This window comes from Sulfitobacter sp. UBA4523, from assembly GCF_002388305.1.
Classification (GTDB): Bacteria; Pseudomonadota; Alphaproteobacteria; order Rhodobacterales; family Rhodobacteraceae; genus Sulfitobacter; species Sulfitobacter pontiacus.
This window is the reverse complement of sequence record NZ_DGMH01000049.1, coordinates 1-21,473: the sequence shown is the minus strand read 5'-3', so window position 1 is coordinate 21,473 and position 21,473 is coordinate 1. Positions and strand designations below refer to the sequence as shown.

Sequence of the window (21,473 nt, the reverse complement as noted above, 5' to 3'; positions counted from 1 at the left end):
GCAGCGCGCGCTTCATGCGGCGGCCCGTTTGGTCAGGCCAAGCTGTTCGCGCACCTGCGCCGGGCCGATGACCCGTGCGCCCATATTCTCTATGATCGTTCCGGCGCGTTCGACCAGCTGCCAGTTTTCCGCCAGAACGCCTTTGTCGAGCCAGAGGTTATCCTCGAGCCCCACGCGCACATTGCCCCCCGCCAAAACGCTGGCGGCGACATAGGCCATCTGGTGACGCCCCAGCCCGAAAGCGCTGAAGGTCCAATCGTCCGGCACGTTGTTCACCATCGCCATAAAGGTGTTCAGATCATCGGGGGCGCCCCAGGGCACGCCCATGCATAGCTGCACCAACGCAGGGCTATCCAGCACACCGTCCTTGACCAGCTGTTTGGCGTACCACAGATGGCCCGTATCAAAGGCCTCGATCTCGGGCTTCACGCCAAGCTCGGTCATCATCCGGCCCATGGCGGTCAGCATACCGGGGGTGTTGGTCATCACGTAATCGGCTTCGGCAAAATTCATCGTGCCGCAATCAAGGGTGCAAATCTCGGGCAGGCATTCCTTGATATGCTGCACCCGTTCCGCCGCGCCGATCATATCGGTCCCAGCCACAGGGGGCAGCGGCTGCTCGGTCGAGCCAAAGACGATGTCGCCGCCCATCCCCGCTGTGAGGTTCAGGATCACGTCGACCTCTGCCTCGCGGATGCGCTGCGTCACCTCGCGGTACAGATCAAGCCGACGGCTCGGCGCGCCTGTCTCGGGGTCGCGTACGTGGCAATGGACCACCGCAGCCCCCGCCTTGGCCGCCGCAATCGCACTGTCGGCGATCTGTGCGGGCGAGCGTGGCACATGGGGGCTGCGGTCCTGACTGCCCCCCGACCCCGTGACCGCACAGGTGATAAATACGTCCTTGTTCATGGTGAGAGGCATCAGAATCTCCTTGGGTTCAGGGCCGGCGTGGCGTTTGAAGGGTCAGAACGGCATCGGATGCGCTTTATGCGCGGCATCCAGATCTGCCATCACCTCGTCATCCAGATGCAGGTCGATCCCGCCGAGGATAACCTCGAGCTGGTCAAGCGAGGTCGCGCCAAAGATCACCGAGGTCATGAAGGGCCGTTGGCGCGTGAAGGCCAAGGACATCTGCACCGGATCCAGCCCGTGTTTCTGCGCGATCTGCAAATAAGCATCCACCGCATCGAACACGCGGTCCGTCTTGCGCCCGCCCAGATCCCCATTGATCGCCATGCGCGATCCTTCGGGCAGCGCGCCGTTCTGGTATTTGCCGGTCAGTAGCCCCGCCGCCAGCGGAGAATACGACAGCATCCCGATATCTTCGTTGTGGCATGTCTCGGCCACGTCGGTATCAGCGATGCGCGCCAGCAGCGAATATTCGTTCTGGACCGAAACGGCACGCGGGCCGCCCGTGCGTTCAGCGGCATTCACCCATTGGGTCAGCCCCCAAGCGCTTTCGTTGCTCAACCCGAAGGCACGGATGGTGCCGCGGGTCACCTCGTCTTGCAGCACGCCAAGGCAGTCTTCCATATGTGCCATCGTCTCGGCACGGTTCTGCGACGAGGGGTCATACTCCCAGTTCTTGCGGAACATGTAGCTGCCGCGATTGGGCCAGTGGAACTGGTAGAGGTCCACATAATCGGTGTTGAGCCGCTTCAGCGATCCTTCAAGCGTGCTGCGGATCGTATCGGGTGAAATCCCCGCGCCGTCACGCACCGGAGCCCCGGCGCCTGAGTGCTTCGTCGCCAACACAAAGTCGTCGCGCCGTCCGGTCTTGGCGATCCACTGGCCGATGATCTCTTCAGTGCGGCCAATGGTTTCCGCCTTGATCGGATTGACGGGATACATCTCGGCGGTGTCGATAAAGTTGATCCCCGCATCAAGGGCGCGTTCAATCTGCGCATGGCCTTCCTCGGGGGTGTTTTGCGTGCCCCAAGTCATTGAGCCCAGACAGAAATCAGTCACTTCGATACCTGTGTGACCCAGCGTGTTCTTTTGCATTGGAATTCCTCGTTTAGATTTGCGCCTACCCTTTCTGTTCCGCCACGTCACCGCAAGCGCATTTTCCGGGCAGCCGTGCCGTGCAAAAGCCGAAGGGTAAAAATTTTCGCGTGACTGTCGCTTTGGCCATTGGTCTTGCCCGAAAATGGGCACAGAGTACCACGATATGCGCCTTCTCATTTCCTTCGCCGCCCTGTTTCTTTCCGTCATTCTGCTGCAACTGTCGTCAGGCGGTGTGGGGCCGTTGGACGTGTTGTCGGGCACGCAACTGGGGTTCACCAACCAGCAGATTGGTCTTTTGGGCTCGGCGCATTTCGTCGGCTTTTTTCTGGGCTGCTGGGGCGCGCCGCGCCTTTTGGGCACCGTCGGGCACAGCCGCGCCTTCGCCGCCTTTACCGCTGCGGGCGCGATCGGGCTGCTGTCGCATATGATGGCGCTGGATCCCTATGCCTGGGCGCTCATGCGGGTCGCGTCCGGGTTCTGCGTCGCCGGATGTTATACGGTGGTCGAAGCATGGTTGCAGGCCAAGGTCACGAACGAGACGCGGGGCCGCACCATGGGGGCCTACCGTGTGGTGGATACCAGCGGGTCACTGGCAGCGCAGATGATCATTGGCGTGCTCGCGCCTGCGTCCTACGTGTCCTACAACCTGTTGGCGATCCTGTGCTGTGCCGCGCTGATCCCGCTGGTGCTGACCCGCCTGCCCCAACCCGAAACCCCCGAAAAAGGGCGGCTGCGCCCCAAGCTCGCGATTGATAGATCCCCGCTGGCCGTCGCCGCCGTGGTTGTCGCGGCACTGTCCAGCGCGTCCTTCCGGATGGTCGGGCCGATCTATGGGCAAGAGGTCGGGCTGACCGCCGGTCAGATCGCATGGTTCCTGTCGGCTTTCGTGCTGGGGGGCGCTTTGGCGCAGTTCCCCGTCGGCTGGCTGGCCGATAAATTCGACCGCCGCTGGGTGCTGATCTGGCTGTCGGCTGCATCAATGCTTAGCTGTGCGGTCACCGTGATGTCGGCGGGCATGGGCACGCAGGCGATCTTCCTTGCCGCGACCTTCTTTGGCCTCACGACCTTTCCGATCTATTCCGTCGCGGCGTCCCACGCCCATGACTTTGCCAGCAGCTCGGAACGGGTAGAGCTTTCGGCGGCGCTGATGTTCTGGTTCGCGGTCGGTGCGATCTTTGCGCCCTACATCGCCTCGGTGCTGATCGAGGGCTTTGGCCCCGCGGCGCTGTTTACCATGATCTCGGTCGGGCACGGGGTGCTGGTGCTTTTTGGGCTGACGCGGATGCGCGCCCGCCCTACGGCTACAAAACGCACCCCCTATGTCTATGCGCCGCGCACATCCTTTACCATCGGCCGCCTGATGCGCCGCAGCCGCGAACGCGACGCCCCCTAGCCCTTGCCCCGCCGCTGCGCTAGAGACGTGCAAAAGCAGTTTCGGGGTCCAAGTCATGACGCGCCACCTTATCACCTCCGCCATTCCGTACATCAACGGGATCAAACATCTGGGCAACCTTGTAGGCAGCCAGCTGCCCGCCGATCTATACGCCCGCTATCAGCGCGGGCGCGGCCAGGAGGTGTTGTTTCTCTGCGCGACGGATGAACATGGCACGCCCGCTGAACTGGCTGCTGCCAAAGCAGGTAAACCGGTGGCGGAATACTGCGCCGAGATGCACGAGGTTCAGGCGCGGATCGCAGAGGGGTTCGGCCTGTCCTTCGATCACTTTGGCCGGTCCTCAAGTGCGCAGAACAAGGCGCTGACCCAACATTTTGCCGCAGCGCTTTATGATCAGGGCCTGATCGAGGAAGTGGAACAGCGCCAGATCTATTCCGAGACCGACGGGCGGTTCCTGCCCGACCGCTATGTCGAAGGCACCTGCCCCAACTGCGGGTTCGAGGATGCCCGCGGCGACCAATGTGACAACTGTACCAAACAGCTAGACCCCGAAGACCTGATCAACCCGCGATCAACCGTTTCCGGTGCTACCGACCTCGAGATGCGCGCGACCAAGCATCTGTTCCTGCGTCAATCGCAGATGAAGGACAAGCTGGACGAATGGATCAACAGCAAGGCCGACTGGCCCGTGCTGACCACCTCTATCGCGAAGAAATGGCTGCATGACGGTGACGGGCTGCAGGACCGTGGTATCACACGCGATCTGGACTGGGGCGTGCCTGTCAAACGCGGCGACGCCGATTGGCCGGGGATGGAGGGCAAGGTCTTTTATGTCTGGTTCGACGCCCCCATCGAATACATCGCCTGCGCGCAGGAATGGGTGGATGCGGGCAAAGGGTCGGATTGGGAAAGCTGGTGGCGCACCGACAAAGGCGCCGACGACGTGCGCTATACCCAGTTCATGGGCAAGGACAACGTCCCCTTCCACACGCTCAGCTTCCCTGCAACGATCATGGGCTCGCAAGAGCCGTGGAAGTTGGTCGACTACATCAAATCGTTCAACTATCTGAACTATGACGGCGGCCAGTTCTCGACCTCGCGCGGGCGTGGGGTGTTCATGGATCAGGCGCTGGAAATCCTGCCGGCGGACTACTGGCGCTGGTGGCTACTGTCCCATGCGCCCGAAACCTCGGATGCGGAGTTCACGTGGGAGAATTTCCAGTCCTCCGTGAACAAGGATCTGGCGGATGTCTTGGGCAACTTTATCAGCCGCATCACGAAATTCTGCCGCTCGAAATTCAGCGAAGACGTGCCAGCGGCGGGCGAATACGGGCCTGAAGAACACGCGCTGATCGCCGATCTAACCGAACGGGTTGCCCGCTATCAAACCGCGATGGAGGCGATGGAAGTCCGCAAATCCGCCGCCGAGCTGCGGGCGATCTGGGCTGCGGGGAACGAATACCTGCAAGCACAGGCCCCTTGGACCACCTTCAAGACAGACCCCGACAAAGCCGCGGCTCAGGTGCGTTTGGCGCTGAACCTGATCCCGCTTTACGCGGTCCTGTCTGCGCCGTTCATCCCGACGGCCGCCGCCAGCATGCTTGACAGTATGAAGGTTGAAAACGCCGCATGGCCGGATGATGTGCCAGCCGCCTTGGCCCAACTGGCCCCCGGTCACGCCTTCGAGGTGCCAGAAGTGCTGTTCGCGAAAATCACCGACGACCAGCGCGACGAATGGGCCGAAAAATTCGCAGGCGTGCGCAGCTGATCTGCCAAGGCTCCGCCGTCTGACCAGACCGAAAACGATCAAAGGCCAGCGCATCGCGCTGGCCTTTGATTTAGTCCCACCAGAGAACCCTGAACGGCGTTCAGGCCGCCAGCAACGGCAAACGGAACGCAAATGTGGTAAGACCGTCATCGCAGGTCACATCGATCTGACCGCTATGCGCCACCGCGATGGAAGATGCGATATGCAGGCCAAGCCCCAGCCCCTCGCCCTTGGTCTGGTCGCCACGTTGGTAGGGTTGGAACAGCTTTTGCTTCAGGCTTTCGGGGATCGGCGTGCCGCGGTTGGCAACGGAAATCACGGCCTCCGCCTCGCTGACGCGCCCGCGCACCGTGACCTCGCTGCCGTCATCGGCATAGCGCACTGCGTTCGATAACAGATTCGACACCGCTTGTGCCACGCGCGCGGCATCGCAGCTCACGGGGCGGTCAAAGTCCAGATCGACGGTGATCTTGTGATCGGGTGCTGCGGCGCGCACCTCTTCGACCACGTGGTTCAACGCGTCTTCCAACCCCGCGTCCGGCGTGGCCGAGATGCGGATACCGCCGCCCAACCGCGATTTTGCGTGCAGCATGATATTGTCGATGAGCTCGCTCATCCGGTGGATAGAGCTCCCCATCAGCGGCAGAATTTTCCGCGCCTTGTCTGACAGCGGCTCCTTGTCGAGCTGGCGCACACCCGCGTTCAGCGCCGCGACCGAATTGCGCAGGTCGTGGCCCAAGACGGCGACGAACTCCTCTTGCACGGCGGCCATCTGGCGTTCGTGCTCTACCAGTCGCTCCTGCGCCTCAAGCCGTTCTTCGGTTTCCAGACTGCGCCCGATGATATCGGCAAACATCTCGAGCATGGCAACAACGCGGGGGTGTTTGACGTCGCGCGGTTCGGTATCGATGGCGCAGAGGGTGCCAAAGAACGACCCGTTGCTGCGGAAGATCGGGATGGAGGCATAGCTGACGATGCCGAATTGAGCGGCAATCGGATGGTTACGATAGACATCATCCGTGGCGACATCGTTGAACATCACCTTCTCGGAGGTCTCGCGCACCGATTGGCAGAAGGTCTGGTCGATCCCGATCTCGTCACCTTCGGACAAGCCAAAGTTCACCTCGTCCACCGTGCGACAGGCGACCCAGCGATCGGTCGTCACCCGCGCCACAGCAGCAAAGCGCATATCCGTCGCCAGCATTACCGTTTCCAGCAACGTCCCCACAGTTTCGCTTGCCGCGAGCATTTCGATATCCGACTGGAAATCATGCGCACCGGCCAGATAGGCCTGATGATCCTGAATGATCGCGCGCATGTTCGTTTCGTCGTCCACCCGATATCCCCCATTTGTTTCGCATCCGCTACCATATGCACAGCCAAGAGCAACGACAATGCCATGATAACCGGCCTGTCACGCTTTTCGGAGACTGGGTTTAAGTGGTGGGATGAGTGGTGCGGGCGGTGGGACTCGAACCCACACGGGCACAAGGCCCAACAGATTTTAAGTCTGGTATGTCTACCATTCCATCACGCCCGCAGTGCCGCGCACAATAGCTAGGTTGCGGGCGGTGTAAATGGTCAGATGCAGGGCAGCCGGCATCAAAATCGCGATTGGCCCCCTTGCGCCTTCGCGGCTTACGCCATGTCCGCGAGCATGATTTCCTTGACCGCTTCCATCGCCACATAGGTAGAGGTGTTGGCGACATAGGGCAGCGTGGTCACCGTTTCGCCCAGAAAACGACGGTAGGCGGCCATGTCACGGGTGCGCACCTTAAGCAGGTAATCAAAGTTCCCTGCGATCATATGGGCCTGTTCGATTTCAGGCACACGGGACACGGCCTCGTTAAAGGCGCGCAGGGCGACCTCGCGGGTGTCTTCCAAACGGACCTCTACGAAAGCCACGTGATCCAGCCCCAGACGGATCGGGTCCAGCAGGGCGCGATAGCCCAGAATGACGCCGCTATCCTCAAGCCGTCTTAGCCGCGCTTGGGTGGGGGATTTGGACAGCCCGATCCGTTTGGCGAGGTCAGTGATGCTGATGCGCCCGTCTTCGGCCAGTACCGTCAGAATCGCCGCATCGAAGCGGTCCATTTTAAAGTCGTCGTTTGTCACGCAAGAGGCCCAATAATAAAGCGGTTTACCCACCAAACTGGCCGGAATCAGGAACTAATACTACTATTCCCGAGCTATTCTAGCGCAATTATCAGTTGGAGTACCTCATGGCACGCGATTCTTCCCCTATTTTGCGCCACCAGATTGACGCAGGCACCTACACCGACCAGGACAACGTCTTGCGTGAACTGGTGCGCAATGCGCATCTGTCGCCAGAGGAACGGGTCAAGATCTCGCAAGACGCGGCACAGATCGTACGCGATATCCGCGGCCATACCTCCCCCGGTATCATGGAAGTGTTTCTGGCCGAATACGGTCTGTCCACCGACGAAGGCGTCGCGCTGATGTGCCTTGCCGAAGCGCTGCTGCGTGTGCCCGACGCCGAGACCATCGACGCCTTGATCGAGGACAAGATCGCGCCCTCTGACTGGGGCCGGCATATGGGGCACTCCACCTCGCCGCTGGTGAACGCGTCCACATGGGCCCTGATGCTGACCGGCCGCGTGCTGGACGATGACCAACCCGGCCCCGTCCGCCACCTGCGCGCAGCCATCAAACGTCTGGGCGAACCGGTGATCCGCACCGCCGTCAGCCGCGCGATGAAGGAAATGGGCCGCCAGTTTGTTCTGGGCGAGAACATCAACGCCGCGATGGAACGCGCCAAGGGCATGGAGAAGAAGGGCTATACCTACAGCTATGACATGCTGGGCGAAGCCGCGCGTACCGAAAGCGATGCCAAACGCTATCACCTGAGCTACAGCCGCGCGATCTCTGCCATCGCGACGGCCTGCGTGCACAAGGACAGCCGCAAGAACCCCGGCATCTCGGTCAAGCTGTCGGCCCTGCATCCGCGCTATGAGGTAGCGCAGGAAGCATCCGTCATGCGTGATCTGGTGCCGCGTCTGAGGGCGCTTGCCTTGCTGGCGAAATCCGCCGGCATGGGGCTGAACGTCGACGCCGAGGAAGCCGACCGTCTGGGCCTGTCGCTGGATGTGATCGAAAAGGTGCTCTCTGAACCTGCGCTGTCGGGTTGGGACGGTTTCGGCATCGTGGTGCAGGCCTATGGCCCCCGTGCTGGTGTGGTGATCGATGCGCTGTATGACATGGCGATCCGTCATGATCGCAAGATAATGGTCCGCTTGGTGAAAGGTGCCTACTGGGACACCGAGATCAAACGCGCACAGGTCAAAGGTGTCGAGGGTTTCCCCGTCTTCACCCAAAAAGCTGCGACCGATGTGTCCTATATCGCCAACGCGCGCAAACTGCTGAACATGACCGACCGGATCTATCCGCAGTTCGCCACCCATAACGCGCATACGGTCGCCGCCGTACTGCATATGGCCGAGGATAAAGAGAAGTTCGAATTCCAACGTCTGCATGGCATGGGCGAAACCCTTCATAACATCGTGATGGATAAGCATGGCACCCATTGTCGCGTCTACGCCCCCGTGGGCGCACATGCCGATCTGCTGGCCTATCTTGTGCGACGCCTGCTGGAAAATGGCGCGAACTCAAGCTTTGTGAACCAGATCGTCGACGAAGACGTTGCCCCCGAGGTCGTCGCTGCCGACCCCTTCGACAGCCTTGCGGAAAGCGGTTTGTACATCCCCACCGGGCCCGAGCTTTATGCCCCTGCGCGCGTGAACTCGATGGGGTTCGATCTGATGCATACGCCGACGCTGGATGTGATCGAATCCGCCCGCGCGCCGTGGAAAGCCCACCGTTGGGCCGTCGTGCCGCTGTTGAACGGCGAGGCAAAGCCCAAGAAATCGGCACGCCTGATGAACCCTGCTGCCTCTGGCCGCAGCCCCGGCACCGTACGCAACGCGTCCGAGGCTGATGTCGCCAAAGCGTTGGACAATGCCGCCGTCTGGGACGCCCCGCTAGAGGAACGCCGCGAGGTCCTGTTGCGCGCAGCCGATATGCTGGAATCGCACTACGGCGAGATTTTCGCCCTGCTGTCGCGCGAGGCCGGCAAAGGCCTGCCCGACTGCGTGGCAGAACTGCGCGAGGCGGTGGATTTCCTGCGCTACTACGCCGAGCAGGCGACCAACACCCCCCCCGCCGGCATTTTCACCTGCATCTCGCCGTGGAACTTCCCGCTGGCGATTTTCTGCGGGCAGGTCAGCGCGGCACTGGCTGCGGGCAATGCGGTGCTGGCCAAGCCGGCGGAACAGACCCCGCTGATCGCCTTCCTTGCCGTGACCTTGCTGCATGATGCCGGCGTGCCGCGTCACGCGTTGCAACTGCTGCCCGGCGGTGGCGAGGTCGGCGCGGCGCTGACCTCGGACAAACGGATCAACGGCGTGGCCTTCACCGGATCTACCGCCACAGCGCTGCGCATCCGGTCCGCGATGGCTGAACATTGTGACCCCGGTGCGATTCTGATCGCGGAAACGGGGGGGCTGAACGCCATGATCGTCGACAGCACCGCCCTGCCCGAACAGGCCGTGCAATCGGTTGTCGAAAGCGCGTTCCAATCTGCCGGGCAACGCTGCTCTGCCCTGCGCTGCCTCTATATCCAGGAAGACATCGCCGAAGATGTGATCGAGATGCTCGAAGGCGCGATGGACGCTCTGGTCATGGGCAACCCTTGGGACATCTCGACCGACGTGGGCCCCGTGATCGACGAGACCGCGCAAAAAGGCATCGCCGACCATATCGAGACCGCCCGCGCCGAGGGTCGGATCATCGCCGAGCTGACCGCCCCCACCGTCGGCACGTTCATCGCGCCGACAATGATCCGCGTGAACGGGATCGCTGATCTGGAGCGCGAAATTTTCGGCCCTGTTCTGCACATTGCCACGTTCAAGGCGACCGAACTCGACAAGGTCATCAACGCGATCAATGCCACGGGCTACGGGCTGACCTTCGGGCTGCACACCCGCATCGATGACCGGGTGCAGCATGTCTCGGAACGGATCGAGGCGGGCAACATATACGTCAACCGCAACCAGATCGGCGCGATCGTCGGCAGCCAGCCCTTCGGCGGCGAAGGCCTGTCGGGTACAGGTCCGAAAGCAGGCGGTCCGAACTACCTCCCCCGTTTCAGCGCGCCTGACCTCAAGGTGGTGGAAGACACATGGGACAGCACGCAGAAAGACCTGCCCAAGCTGCCCGGCCACAGTGGGGCCTTCCTTGAAACCATCACGCTGCCGGGGCCTACGGGCGAATCCAACCGGCTCAGCACCCTGCCGCGTCCGGCGCTCTTGTGCATGGGGCCGGGCAAGGACACCGCAGCCGAGCAAGCCCGCGCGGTCACGGCCCTTGGCGGGAATGCGGTGGAGCTGTCAGGCAGCATCGACGCGACCGCGCTGACCGATGGGCCAGCCTATGGTGGTGTGCTCTGGTGGGGTGACGAGGCGACCGCGCGCAAACTGGAACAAGCCCTGTCTGAACGCGACGGGCCGATCATCCCGCTGCTGCGCGGGCTTCCAGATACCGCCCGCGTCCGCGCCGAACGCCATGTCTGCGTCGACACCACCGCCTCTGGCGGGAACGCGCAGCTGCTGGGGGCTGCCGGCTGATCTGCCATAAGGGCGGGCGTTCCGACGCCCGCCCTTGACCACACCCGCGCAATGGCTAAGGGTCAGCCCATGTTCCCCATTCGCGATCACAACCCGTCCGGCCGCACGCCCTATGTCACCTATCTGCTGATGGCGGTGAACATCGGCGTTTTCCTCAGCTATGTCGGGCTTTTCAGCGACGACCGCGCGCTCAATATCTTCTTCTTCGACTGGGCGCTCATCCCCGGCCGCGTCACCACCGGGGATGGCTATACCGGCATCCTCACCTCGATGTTCCTGCACGGCGGCTGGATGCATCTCGCGGGTAACATGCTGTTTCTCTACATCTTTGGCGACAATATAGAAGACGAGATGGGCCACGGCGGCTATTTGCTGTTCTACCTCGCCTGCGGGCTGCTGTCGGCGCTGGCTCATGTGATCTCTGCCCCCTATTCGCCGGTCCCGACAGTCGGGGCATCGGGCGCGATTGCGGGGGTGATGGGCGGCTATCTGTTGCTTTATCCCAAAGCCAAGGTCGACATCCTGATCATCTTTATCGTGTTCTTCCGCATCTTCCCGATCCCCGCATGGATCATGCTGGGCTTGTGGCTGGGGATGCAGTTTATCGGCGGCGTCGGGGCGGACCCGACCGTGGGCGGTGTCGCCTATTGGGCGCACGCGGGCGGGTTTATCGTGGGCATGGTGCTGACCATTCCACTGTGGCTGCGCTTGGGCGGGCCGCGCTTCTGGTCGGCCACGGACGGCCACCCGCCGCACCCGCAAGCGACCTACCCCACCTCCGCCAGCCGGATCCCGAAAGTGAAACGAAAATGACCGCCAGCACCCATAGCGCGACCTGTCACTGCGGCAGCGTCACCCTGACCGCCACCCTGCCAGAGGGACTCTCTTCGGCCACACGCTGCACCTGTTCCTTTTGCCGCCGCCGCGCGGCACCGGCGGTGACGGCGCTCACCAGCGCGCTCAAGGTGACCAAAGGGGCCGAGCATCTAACGCTCTACACCTGGGGCACCCATACGGCGAAACATTACTTCTGCAAGATCTGTGGCATCTACATGTACCACCAGCGTCGATCCGACCCCGCGCAATGCGGCGTCAATCTGGGGTGTATCGACGGGGCCGCGCCCTGGACACATGAACCGATCCCCTACACCGACGGTATCAACCACCCGTCAGACAAATAGCCGACGGGCGCTTCCAAATGGTTTAAATCCTCGCCGAAGGCATCCCGCCCTCGGCCACAGGATCACCCGCGTGCGATTTTTGAAAATCCGCTGAACAACGCCTCATTGGCGCAGACGATCTCGCCATCGTCCAGGATGTTGCCTTCGGGGTTCAGTGGCTCGACCATGCCGCCTGCTTCGCGCACGATCAACATGCCCGCTGCCAGATCCCATTTGTTCAACCGGCGCTCCCAGTAGCCGTCATAGCGACCGGCGGCCACATAGGCCAGATCCAGCGCGGCAGAGCCCCAGCGACGCACACCGGCGCAGACCGGCAGGATGCGGCCCAAATCACGCAGGGTGTCCGGCAAATCTCCGCGACCGCCAAAGGGCAGACCGGTGGCAAAAACCGATTCAATCATCCGCGAACGGCCCGAGACGCGCAAACGGCCTTCGTTCATCCAGGCACCGGTGCCTTTTTCGGCAAAGAACATCTCGTCCTTGGCGGGATCAAAGACGACGCCCGCGACGATCTGGCCTTTATGCTCCAACGCGATGGAGACCGCCCAATGGGGCAGACCGTGCAAAAAGTTCGTTGTCCCGTCCAGCGGATCGACGATCCAGCGGCGTGTGGGGTCTTGCCCCTCTTCCTCGCCACCCTCTTCGGCCAGCCAGCCATAGGTCGGGCGTGCGCCCATCAGCTCGGCCTTGAGCGTCTTTTCCGCCTGAATATCGGCGCGGCTGACAAAGTCGCCGGCCCCCTTCATGGACACCTGAAGGTTCTCGACCTCACGGAAATCCTTGACCAACCCGCGCCCCGCCCGGCGGGCCGCCTTGATCATGATGTTTAGATTTGCACTGCCAACCATATTTCCGTGTCCTTTGATGGATCAGGCCGTGCGTATAAGCCCCCATGCCGCATTTGCCAAGGGGGGCAGCGGCATCTGACGCAACGTGGCGCGCGCGGTTGCCTTGCTTGCCTTCGATTTCCATATAACGTGCCAGAAACATTGCTAAGGAGGAAAGCAAAATGTCCGACCAGATGAAACGAATTGTGCTTGCGTCGCGCCCTGACGGGGCCCCGACCGCCGATAACTTCCGCCTTGAAGAAGGGCCCGTGCCCACCCCCGGTGACGGCGAAGTGCTGGTCCGTGTGAAATACATGTCGCTTGACCCCTATATGCGTGGCCGCATGGACGACGCGAAATCCTATGCGGCCCCGGTGCCTGTCGGCGGCACGATGGAGGGCGGTTCGGTCGGGGAGGTCATCGCCTCCAACAGCCCCGACTTCAAACCCGGCGATCATGCGTTCGGGATGCTGGGCTGGGCCACACATGGCGTGCTGCCTGCGAACCAACTGCGCAAGGTCGATCCGGATCAGGTGTCGATCACCACGTCGCTTGGGGTTCTGGGCATGCCCGGATTTACCGGCTGGCAAGGTTTGATGGAATATGGTCGCCCGAAGGAGGGTGAAACACTCGTCGTCGCGGCGGCAACGGGTCCGGTCGGCTCGATGGTCGGCCAGATCGCCAAGTCGCACGGGTTGCGCGTCGTGGGCATTGCAGGCGGCGCGGACAAATGCGCCATGGCCAAGGAACACTTTGGCTTTGACGAATGCATCGACCACCGCGCCTATGACGACGCGAAATCCCTGCGCGCCGCGTTGAAAGACGCCTGCCCCAAGGGGATCGACATCTATTTTGAAAACGTCGGTGGCAAAGTGCTTGAAGCCGTGATCCCGATGATGAACCCGCATGGGCGTATCCCGATCTGCGGTATGATCGCATGGTATAACGCCGGTGGTCTGGGTGCTGGTGCCGCCGAAGAGGCGCTGACCGCGCCGAAACTCTGGCGCACGATCCTTGTGAATTTCCTCAGCGTGAACGGCTTCATCATCTCGAACCACTGGAACAACTTCCCCAAGTTCCTCAAGGAAGTCGCCCCCAAGGTCGCCGACGGCACCATTGCGGTGAAAGAGGACATTACCGAGGGTCTGGAAAACGCGCCACAAGCGTTCATGGACCTGCTGACCGGTGGCAACCAAGGCAAGGCCATCGTCAAGGTTGGCTAACACCCTACCGGTGGGGGCGTCCGCGCCCCTGCCCTTCTTCGCATGAATGCGAGCCTCCCCGCCCCCTTGAAAAACACCGCGACACGTGTCATATATTTGACGACACATGACGAAAAGGAGTTCAGCCATGGGTGCGACGGCCTTTCAATCCGACAGCAGTGCAATCCCCCTGATCGACGTGGATGCAGAGGACGCCGTGCGTGCGTTCCATCTGCTGGGCGGGCGCAAGGTGATCAACCAGACGGTGCGCAACTCGCTTGATGCGCATGATGTGATCGTCAAAGGCATCTCCTCCAAAGCGCTGCTGCATCTGGTCGATACCGTGTCGGTGTTGTCCTCGGGCGATGCGCTGAACAAGGCGATCGGGATGAGCCTGCGCACGCTTCAACGCAAGAAAGCCGACAAGGGCAAGGACCGTCTGTCCCCCGAACAAAGCAGCCGCGCGTGGCGCTTTGCCGAGCTGCTGGCGCAGGCGACGGATGTCTTGGGCGATCAGGACGCCGCAGAAGCATGGATGCTGGCCCCTGCCATCGGCCTTGATAACCGCCGTCCGATTGACCTGCTGTCGTCGGCAGCGGGGGCGGAAGCCGTTGAAAACGCGCTCACCCGGATGGAGTACGGGGTCTACGCTTGACCCCTTTGCCCCCGCCGCTTGGGACGGGCGAGCTGCGGTTTTGGCGGCTGGATCAGCGGCAGCATGCGCCCACATGGCACAGCGGCGAAGGGGCTTACCGCGTCGGTGGACGCTGGAACAGCAGCGGTGTGCGGGCGGTCTATACCGCGCTCGACCCTGCCACCGCGATCCTTGAGGTTGCGGTGCACAAGGGGTTCAAGGCGCTGGACACCGCGCATCACGTGCTGACATCGGGCCGTGTGATCGACCCGACGACGGTGCATATGGTGCAAGCCGCGGATGTCCCCAACCCGAACTGGCTGGTGCCCGGTGCCCATGGTGCGGGGCAAAAGGGATTTGGCGACGCGCTGCTGCGCGATCACCTGTTTGTGCTGATCCCGTCAACGGTATCGCGGCACAGCTGGAACCTGATCTTTGACGCCCAAAAGGCAGCCGATCACTACGACGATGTGGTGCAGGAAGACTTCGCGCTCGACCCGCGGCTGCACCGCTAAGGGCAGCAGCGATCAGGCCCGCTGCAGTTTGCGCGCCTCTTCCCCTGCCAACCCCAAGAGCTTGGTCATAAACGGTTTCTCCAGATCATCCTCGCGCACCGCCGCATAAAGCCTGCGGGTGATGCCGTTATCGGTCAGCGGACGGGTGACGTAATCATTGCTGTATTTCACCTCGCGCACGACCCAATCGGGCAACACCGACACGCCCCTGTTCGACGCGACCAGCAGCAGGATCACCGCCGTAAGCTCCACCTGCCGGATCGCGAGCGGTTCGACCTTGGCGGGGATCAAGAGCTGGCTGAACACATCCAGACGAGTCCGTTCCACCGGATAGGTGATCAGCGTCTCGCCCCTGAAATCCGCCGCTTCAACAAAGGGCTTCTGCGCCAAGGGATGCGTGCTGGAGGCGACAAAGACCGCCTTGTAATCAAACAGCTCGACGAATTTCACGCCCGGCAGTTCTTCGGGGTCGGAAGACACCACCAGATCGACTTCTTCGCGCAGCAAGGCAGGTAAGGCGTCAAAGGCCAGACCGGGGCGGATATCGACATCCACATCGGGCCAGCTTTTGCGGAATTGTTCGAGCACGGGGAACAGCCATTCGAAACAGGCGTGACATTCGATCGCGATATGCATGCGCCCTGTGCTGCCCGCGCGCAGCCCCATGAATTCGGCCTGCGCTGCTTCAAGCTGCGGCAAGACCTGCTGCGCCAGCTTGAGCAGCCGCAAGCCTGCGGGCGACAATTTCAGCGGTTTGGACCGGCGCACGAACAGTTCCACGCCAGCCTGATCCTCCAACCCCTTTACCTGATGGGACAGGGCTGATTGGGTGATGTTCATCGTCTCTGCCGCGCGGGCCAGCCCGCCTGCTTCGTGAATCGCCTGAATGGTGCGCAGGTGACGGAACTCGATATGCATATGAGGCGTTCCTCATGTTGAAAATGAAAGTTATGAGTTTGTTTCACAACCGCATCTGTGCGACAAGAGACGAAAGCTAAAAACAGGATCGTAAAAATGACCAGTCCCGCCGTTTCATTCGAAGTCTTCCCGCCCAAATCCGTGGACGCGTCGTTCCGTCTTTGGGACACGGCGCAGGCCTTGGCACCGCTGGCCCCACGTTTCTTTTCCGTGACCTACGGCGCGGGCGGGTCTACCCGCGACCTGACCCATGATTCTGCGCATGTGCTGCGCCGCACCTCTGGCCTGCCGGTTGCCGCGCATCTGACCTGCGTGGGGGCCAGCAAGGCCGAGACGCTTGAGGTCGCCGACAGCTTTGCCGAGATCGGGGTGACCGATATTGTCGCCCTGCGCGGGGATCCCGAAAACGGTGCGCCGACCTTTACGCCCCACGCGGACGGCTTTGCCGACAGTGTCGAACTGATCGAGGCGCTGGCAAAGACCGGCAAGTTCACCCTGCGCGTCGGGGCCTACCCCGAACCGCACCCCGAATCCCACGATCAGGCGCAGAACGTAGAATGGCTGAAACGCAAATTCGACGCTGGCGCGGACGAGGCGATCACCCAGTTCTTCTTCGAGACCGAAACGTTCCTGCGCTTCCGGGACGCCTGTGCCGCGGCGGGGATCACCAAGACGATCACCCCGGGCATCATGCCGGTGACAAACTGGAAATCGGCGCGCAACTTTGCCACCCGCTGCGGGGCCAGCGTGCCAGCAGCACTGGACGAAGCCTATGCCGCCGCGATCCGCGATGACCGGCACGATCTGCTGTCCACCGCGCTCTGCACCGAAATGTGCAGCGAGCTGGTGTCGGAAGGTGTCGAGAACCTGCACTTCTACACGCTCAACCGGCCCGAGCTGACCCGCGCCGTCTGTCGTGCCCTTGGGGTGACGGCGCAAACATCGCTGTCCGACGTGGCGTAAAACCACCGCACAACTTGCCCTTGGGTCAAGAACAGAACAGTCTTCTCCGGCATTCAACTGCCGGAGATTTTTTATGCCACGCCTCGCCGAAACACCCGAAGATTTGCTGAGCCAATCCGAAGCGCTCTCTCTCAGCGGGTTGGAATTCATGCAGAAGATCCTGGACGGCACCAACCCCGGCCCGCCGATTGGCGGCACCTTGGGCTATGCGCTGCATGACGTGTCCGAGGGCCGCGCGGTATTTCGTGGCACGCCCGAGTTCAACGTGACCAACCCGATGGGGACCGTGCATGGGGGCTGGTACGGCACCTTGCTCGATTCCGCGATGGCCTGCGCCGTGATGACCAAAGTCCCGCGCGGGTCGGTTTATACGACCCTAGAATACAAGATTAACATTCTGCGTTCGATCCCCTTGGGCATGCAGATCGACTGCATCGGCACGACCGATCACGTGGGTCGTTCTACCGGTGTCGCACATGGCGAGATTCGCGGGGTCGAGGATGGCAAGCTGTATGCCACCGGCTCAACCACCTGCATCGTGATGAAGATCACGGGCTAAACCGCAGTCTCGGGGCGGGTGATGCGCCCCGAGACAAGCCAAGCTCACTCTGCCGCGATGGCGCTGTCGTTCAGCAAGGCCCAGACTTTATGCGGTGTGAACGGCATGTCGGCCTGACGCACGCCACGCGCCCACAGGGCATCCTGTACCGCGTTCGACACGGCCGCCAATGCACCCACGGTCCCCGCCTCGCCACAGCCCTTCATCCCCATCAGGTTCGCCGTAGATGGCACGGGTTCGGAGTTGAAGGACACGAACGGCACATCCGCCGCGCGCGGGATCGCGTAATCCATGAAAGAGGCCGTCAGCAGTTGGCCGTCTTCGTCATAGACCACATGCTCCTGAATAGCTTGGCCGATGCCCTGCACCACCCCGCCATGCACCTGACCTTCGGCCAGCATCGGGTTGATCAGATTGCCAAAATCATCCACCACCGTATACCGGTCGACGGTCACAACGCCTGTTTCGGGGTCGATCACCACCTCGGACACATGGGCCCCGTTGGGATAGCTGCGCCCCGGCAAGGTCGCCCGTTCGTGGTGCACCAGCAGATCGTCGCGGCCTTTCTGGCGGGCCATCTCGGCGACCTCCAGCATGGTGGGGGTCATGTTTGACCCGTCCGCGCGGAAGCGTTCGTCGTCAAAGCTGATCTGCGCCGCAGGCACGCCCATTTCGTCAGACAGAAAGGCGGTGAAAGCTTCGGTCATCTTGGCCACCGTCGCCAGCGTTGCCGTGCTTTGCGTGGTGACAGAGCGCGAGCCGCCAGTCCCGCCGCCCTGTTTGATCAGATCGCTATCGCCTTGAATGACGTGGATCAGTTCAGCCGGGATCCCGGTCTGATCCGATAGGAATTGCGCATAGACGGTTTCATGCCCCTGTCCGTTCGATTGAGTGCCAACATAGATGGACACGGTGCCGTCTTCGTTGAACGCGACCTTGGCCCCCTCTGCCGGATCGCCAAGGATGCTTTCGATGTAATAGCAAAGCCCCTGCCCGCGCAGCAGCCCCTTGGCCGCATCCGCCGCCTTGCGCGTTGCAAAGCCATCATGATCCGCCTCGACGGCGACGCGGGTCAGCAAGCGGTTGAATTCGCCCACATCGTAAAGCTCACCCGTGGCAGAGGTATAGGGAAACTGTTCAGGCTTGATAAAGTTGATCCGGCGCAGTTCCCACGGGTCGATGCCCAACTCGCGCGCGGCGCGGTCCATCAAGCGCTCCAGCACATAAATCGCCTCGGGTCGGCCGGCACCACGATAGGCATCGGTCTGCACCGTGTTGGTGTAGTAGCCTTCGACCTGCAGCCATGTGGTCTGCACATCATAGACACCCATCAAGACCTTGCTGAACAGCAGCGCCTGAATGGGCTGGCCGAACTGGCTGTTATAGGCCCCGAGGTTGCATTTGGTGCGGACGCGGTAGGCCGTGATCTTGTTGTTTTCGTCAAAAGCGAATTCCGCAAGCGAGGTCAGATCGCGCCCGCCATTATCGCTGAGCATGGCTTCGGTCCGGTCCGACATCCAGCGCACCGGACGCCCCAAGGCCCGCGCCGCCTGCGCAACCGAGAAATATTCGGGATAGGCCGCCGCCTTCATGCCGAAACCGCCGCCTGTGTCGGGGTTTGTGACCTGCACGTGGTCATCATCCAGCCCGAAAACGCGCTTGAGGTTGCCCTTGTGCACCCAGACGCCCTGCCCGTTGTTCGCAAGATGCACCTTGCCGTCGTTCCATTCCGCATAGCAGCCGCGCGGCTCCATCGCGTTGACGATGATACGGTTGTCGCCCACGTTCAGACTGACGGTTTTCGCTGCGGCATCAAATGCCTTTTGCGTCGCCGCCTCGTCGCCCATGCCCCAGTCGAACGCCATGTTATCCGGCGCTTCGGGGTGCAGCGTCTCTCCGCCCCGTTCCAACGTCATATGGGTGGGCAGATCGTCAACGTCGAATGCGATCAACTCCGCCGCGTCGCGCGCCTGGTTCAATGTCTCGGCAATCACCACCGCGACGGGCTCCCCCACGAAGCGCACGCGCCCCTTGGCGAGCATCGGACGCAAGGGCTTGGCCCCTTCCGTGCCATCGCGGTTCTGCAACACGGTCGCCGCCATAGAGATATCCATCCCGGCCGCTTCCAGATCCTCGATCGTGAGCACCGCATGCACGCCCTCTGCCTCGACCGCATCTGTGACATCCAGCGTTGTGATCACCCCATGTGCGACGGGCGAGCGGAAGAAATAGGCATGCAGCGCGTCGGTTGGCGCGATGTCATCCACATAGCGCCCCTCGCCGGTCAGAAACCGCACATCCTCGACCCGTTTGACCGGTTGGCTTTTCCCGAATTTTTCCATCTGGCGGCATCCTTTGATCATCATCTTGGTGTTGCGCCCGACCTTAAGCGCCAAACCGGCGATGTCCATACGACGCGGGGCGAAAGCTGGCGCTGCTACGCCAAGTTTTCGGCCCCCCAGCCTTCCCCTTTACGCCCCGCTCGGCTAGATCATCCCAAAGCTCAAAGCGCTACGTGAATAGAAGGACGCTGATCATGGCCCTCGACAAGAATTTTGACGCCGCCCAGGCCGAAGCCCGCCTCTATGCCGCATGGGAAGAGTCCGGTGCCTTCAAGGCCGGTGCCAATGCCTCGCGCAAGGAAACCTTTTCGGTCATGATCCCGCCGCCCAACGTGACAGGATCGCTGCACATGGGCCACGCGTTCAACAATACATTGCAGGATATTCTGGTGCGTTGGCACCGGATGCGCGGCTTTGACACGCTATGGCAGCCAGGTCAGGACCACGCCGGTATCGCGACGCAGATGGTGGTGGAACGCGAGCTTGCCAAAGACGGCAAACGCCGCACCGATTTCACCCGCGAGGATTTCACCGCCAAAGTCTGGGAGCAAAAGCAGAAGTCCGGCGGCACGATCATCGGCCAGCTTAAACGTCTGGGCACCTCGCTTGATTGGTCGCGCAACGCCTTTACCATGTCCGGTGCCCCCGGTGCCCCCGCGGGCGAGGAAGGCAACTTCCACGACGCCGTGATCAAGGTCTTCGTGGATATGTATAACAAGGGCCTGATCTATCGCGGCAAGCGTCTGGTCAACTGGGACCCGCATTTCGAGACCGCGATTTCCGATCTGGAGGTCGAGAATATCGAGGTCGCGGGCCATATGTGGCATTTCAAATATCCGCTCGCGGGCGGGCAGACCTATGAATATGTCGAGAAGGATGCCGACGGCAACGTGACCCTGCGCGAGACGCGCGATTACATTTCCATCGCCACCACGCGCCCCGAAACCATGCTGGGCGATGGCGCGGTCGCGGTTCACACCTCTGACGAACGCTATGCGCCGATCGTTGGCAAGCTGTGCGAAATCCCCGTCGGCCCCAAAGCGCAGCGCCGCCGTATCCCGATCATCACCGACGAATACCCCGACAAGAATTTCGGCTCGGGCGCGGTGAAGATCACCGGCGCGCATGACTTCAACGACTACGGCGTTGCCAAACGCAACAACATCCCGCTCTACGCGCTGATGGACACCCGCGGTGCGATGCGTGCCGACGGCCTGCCCTATGACGCCGCCGCCGCCCGCGCGGCCGCCATCGCCGAAGGCCGTGAAGACGCGCCCGCGGACGCGACAGAGATCAACCTCGTCCCCGAAGAATACCGCGGCCTCGACCGGTTCGAAGCCCGCACCAAGGTCATCGCCGACATCACCGCCGAAGGCCTCGCCGTCATGGTGCCGCCGACCGATCCGCGTTTGGGCAAACCCGTCAAAGCCCCCCTCGCCCCCGAAGAAGGCGGCGAAGAGCGGGACGAGACGCTGGTCCCGTTGGTCGAGCCCAAAAAGATCATGCAGCCCTTCGGCGACCG

The 21,473-nt window shown here is 62.0% G+C and carries 18 protein-coding genes and 1 tRNA gene; 11 read left to right on the top strand and 8 right to left on the bottom strand.

Translation table 11 applies throughout. The annotated features are described in order from the left end of the window. Positions 1–12 precede the first annotated feature (12 nt). The gene (locus B3849_RS11110) at positions 13–921 is read right to left on the bottom strand and encodes a 3-keto-5-aminohexanoate cleavage protein (protein ID WP_114865376.1); all 909 of its coding nucleotides are present in this window, start codon (positions 919–921) and stop codon (positions 13–15) included. Between the two features lie 42 nt (positions 922–963). After that, complete coding sequence (locus tag B3849_RS11105; RefSeq protein WP_278425635.1) at positions 964–2,004, bottom strand: aldo/keto reductase; 1,041 nt, start codon at positions 2,002–2,004, stop codon at positions 964–966. A gap of 166 nt (positions 2,005–2,170) precedes the next feature. On the opposite strand from B3849_RS11105, the gene B3849_RS11100 reads away from it, so the two are divergent. Both B3849_RS11100 and metG read left to right on the top strand, forming a co-directional pair. Next, complete coding sequence (locus tag B3849_RS11100) at positions 2,171–3,400, top strand: MFS transporter (protein ID WP_278425634.1); 1,230 nt, start codon at positions 2,171–2,173, stop codon at positions 3,398–3,400. 55 nt (positions 3,401–3,455) lie between these two features. Then, a complete protein-coding gene (metG, locus tag B3849_RS11095) occupies positions 3,456–5,168 on the top strand; it encodes a methionine--tRNA ligase (protein ID WP_278425633.1) in 1,713 nt (570 codons plus the stop codon). Between the two features lie 100 nt (positions 5,169–5,268). Here the strand turns inward: metG and B3849_RS11090 are convergent, their stop codons facing one another. The 3 genes from B3849_RS11090 to B3849_RS11080 all read right to left on the bottom strand — a co-directional run bounded on the left by B3849_RS11090 (position 5,269) and on the right by B3849_RS11080 (position 7,262). Continuing rightward, positions 5,269–6,504, bottom strand: a complete 1,236-nt coding sequence (locus B3849_RS11090; RefSeq protein WP_278425632.1) for a GAF domain-containing sensor histidine kinase — start codon at positions 6,502–6,504, stop codon at positions 5,269–5,271. A gap of 117 nt (positions 6,505–6,621) precedes the next feature. Further along, positions 6,622–6,708 (bottom strand) — tRNA-Leu (locus B3849_RS11085). 98 nt (positions 6,709–6,806) lie between these two features. Beyond that, entirely contained in the window at positions 6,807–7,262 is a 456-nt protein-coding gene (locus B3849_RS11080; protein WP_005849280.1) for an Lrp/AsnC family transcriptional regulator, read from the bottom strand. Positions 7,263–7,390: 128 nt separating this feature from the next. Here B3849_RS11080 and putA point away from each other — a divergent pair, with 128 nt between their 5' ends. From putA to B3849_RS11065, 3 genes are all read left to right on the top strand, one after another. Next, positions 7,391–10,810: a bifunctional proline dehydrogenase/L-glutamate gamma-semialdehyde dehydrogenase PutA gene (gene putA, locus B3849_RS11075; protein ID WP_286780137.1), complete on the top strand. Its 3,420-nt coding sequence runs from the start codon at positions 7,391–7,393 to the stop codon at positions 10,808–10,810. A 69-nt stretch (positions 10,811–10,879) separates the two neighbouring features. Then, positions 10,880–11,623 (top strand): rhomboid family intramembrane serine protease, encoded by a 744-nt coding sequence (locus tag B3849_RS11070; protein ID WP_037944663.1) that lies wholly within the window; start codon positions 10,880–10,882, stop codon positions 11,621–11,623. Beyond that, a complete protein-coding gene (locus B3849_RS11065) occupies positions 11,620–11,991 on the top strand; it encodes a GFA family protein (protein ID WP_278375236.1) in 372 nt (123 codons plus the stop codon). Before B3849_RS11070 ends, B3849_RS11065 begins: the two co-directional genes overlap by 4 nt. A 62-nt stretch (positions 11,992–12,053) precedes the next feature. Here the strand turns inward: B3849_RS11065 and B3849_RS11060 are convergent, their stop codons facing one another. Next, a complete protein-coding gene (locus B3849_RS11060) occupies positions 12,054–12,839 on the bottom strand; it encodes an inositol monophosphatase family protein (protein WP_005849287.1) in 786 nt (261 codons plus the stop codon). A 161-nt stretch (positions 12,840–13,000) separates the two neighbouring features. Between B3849_RS11060 and B3849_RS11055 the strand changes: the two genes are divergently transcribed. The 3 genes from B3849_RS11055 to B3849_RS11045 all read left to right on the top strand — a co-directional run bounded on the left by B3849_RS11055 (position 13,001) and on the right by B3849_RS11045 (position 15,169). Then, positions 13,001–14,041 carry an NADP-dependent oxidoreductase gene (locus B3849_RS11055; RefSeq protein ID WP_005849292.1) on the top strand — a complete coding sequence of 347 codons (1,041 nt, stop codon included), beginning with the start codon at positions 13,001–13,003 and terminating at the stop codon, positions 14,039–14,041. Between the two features lie 127 nt (positions 14,042–14,168). Further along, positions 14,169–14,675, top strand: a complete 507-nt coding sequence (gene parS, locus B3849_RS11050; protein WP_037963804.1) for a type II toxin-antitoxin system Xre/ParS family antitoxin — start codon at positions 14,169–14,171, stop codon at positions 14,673–14,675. Further along, the gene (locus B3849_RS11045) at positions 14,672–15,169 is read left to right on the top strand and encodes an RES family NAD+ phosphorylase (RefSeq protein WP_005849296.1); all 498 of its coding nucleotides are present in this window, start codon (positions 14,672–14,674) and stop codon (positions 15,167–15,169) included. The genes parS and B3849_RS11045 overlap by 4 nt, the downstream gene beginning before the upstream one ends. 12 nt (positions 15,170–15,181) lie before the next feature. Here B3849_RS11045 and B3849_RS11040 read toward each other — a convergent pair whose 3' ends face one another. Continuing rightward, complete coding sequence (locus B3849_RS11040) at positions 15,182–16,087, bottom strand: LysR family transcriptional regulator (RefSeq protein WP_278425628.1); 906 nt, start codon at positions 16,085–16,087, stop codon at positions 15,182–15,184. A gap of 96 nt (positions 16,088–16,183) precedes the next feature. Here B3849_RS11040 and metF point away from each other — a divergent pair, with 96 nt between their 5' ends. Further along, on the top strand, positions 16,184–17,050 hold the full coding sequence (gene metF, locus B3849_RS11035) for a methylenetetrahydrofolate reductase [NAD(P)H] (protein WP_005849299.1): 867 nt from the start codon (positions 16,184–16,186) through the stop codon (positions 17,048–17,050). Positions 17,051–17,123: 73 nt separating this feature from the next. Next, positions 17,124–17,609 (top strand): PaaI family thioesterase, encoded by a 486-nt coding sequence (locus tag B3849_RS11030; RefSeq protein ID WP_005849301.1) that lies wholly within the window; start codon positions 17,124–17,126, stop codon positions 17,607–17,609. Positions 17,610–17,653: 44 nt separating this feature from the next. On the opposite strand, the gene B3849_RS11025 is transcribed toward B3849_RS11030, so the two are convergent. Continuing rightward, entirely contained in the window at positions 17,654–19,951 is a 2,298-nt protein-coding gene (locus B3849_RS11025; protein WP_286780142.1) for a xanthine dehydrogenase family protein molybdopterin-binding subunit, read from the bottom strand. Between the two features lie 194 nt (positions 19,952–20,145). On the opposite strand from B3849_RS11025, the gene B3849_RS11020 reads away from it, so the two are divergent. Then, on the top strand, positions 20,146–21,473 hold a 1,328-nt coding region (locus tag B3849_RS11020; protein ID WP_286780136.1), incomplete at its 3' end, for a class I tRNA ligase family protein.

Bases quoted from the DNA above. Each gene is read 5' to 3' on its own strand.
- metF (WP_005849299.1), top strand. From the start codon at position 16,184: ATGACCAGTCCCGCCGTTTCATTCGAAGTCTTCCCGCCCAAATCCGTG.
- B3849_RS11065 (WP_278375236.1), top strand. From the start codon at position 11,620: ATGACCGCCAGCACCCATAGCGCGACCTGTCACTGCGGCAGCGTCACC.
- B3849_RS11110 (WP_114865376.1), bottom strand. From the start codon at position 921: ATGCCTCTCACCATGAACAAGGACGTATTTATCACCTGTGCGGTCACG.
- B3849_RS11080 (WP_005849280.1), bottom strand. From the start codon at position 7,262: ATGGACCGCTTCGATGCGGCGATTCTGACGGTACTGGCCGAAGACGGG.
- B3849_RS11030 (WP_005849301.1), top strand. From the start codon at position 17,124: ATGCCACGCCTCGCCGAAACACCCGAAGATTTGCTGAGCCAATCCGAA.
- B3849_RS11040 (WP_278425628.1), bottom strand. From the start codon at position 16,087: ATGCATATCGAGTTCCGTCACCTGCGCACCATTCAGGCGATTCACGAA.
- B3849_RS11070 (WP_037944663.1), top strand. From the start codon at position 10,880: ATGTTCCCCATTCGCGATCACAACCCGTCCGGCCGCACGCCCTATGTC.
- putA (WP_286780137.1), top strand. From the start codon at position 7,391: ATGGCACGCGATTCTTCCCCTATTTTGCGCCACCAGATTGACGCAGGC.
- B3849_RS11055 (WP_005849292.1), top strand. From the start codon at position 13,001: ATGTCCGACCAGATGAAACGAATTGTGCTTGCGTCGCGCCCTGACGGG.
- B3849_RS11060 (WP_005849287.1), bottom strand. From the start codon at position 12,839: ATGGTTGGCAGTGCAAATCTAAACATCATGATCAAGGCGGCCCGCCGG.
- B3849_RS11100 (WP_278425634.1), top strand. From the start codon at position 2,171: ATGCGCCTTCTCATTTCCTTCGCCGCCCTGTTTCTTTCCGTCATTCTG.
- parS (WP_037963804.1), top strand. From the start codon at position 14,169: ATGGGTGCGACGGCCTTTCAATCCGACAGCAGTGCAATCCCCCTGATC.
- B3849_RS11025 (WP_286780142.1), bottom strand. From the start codon at position 19,951: ATGGAAAAATTCGGGAAAAGCCAACCGGTCAAACGGGTCGAGGATGTG.
- metG (WP_278425633.1), top strand. From the start codon at position 3,456: ATGACGCGCCACCTTATCACCTCCGCCATTCCGTACATCAACGGGATC.
- B3849_RS11105 (WP_278425635.1), bottom strand. From the start codon at position 2,004: ATGCAAAAGAACACGCTGGGTCACACAGGTATCGAAGTGACTGATTTC.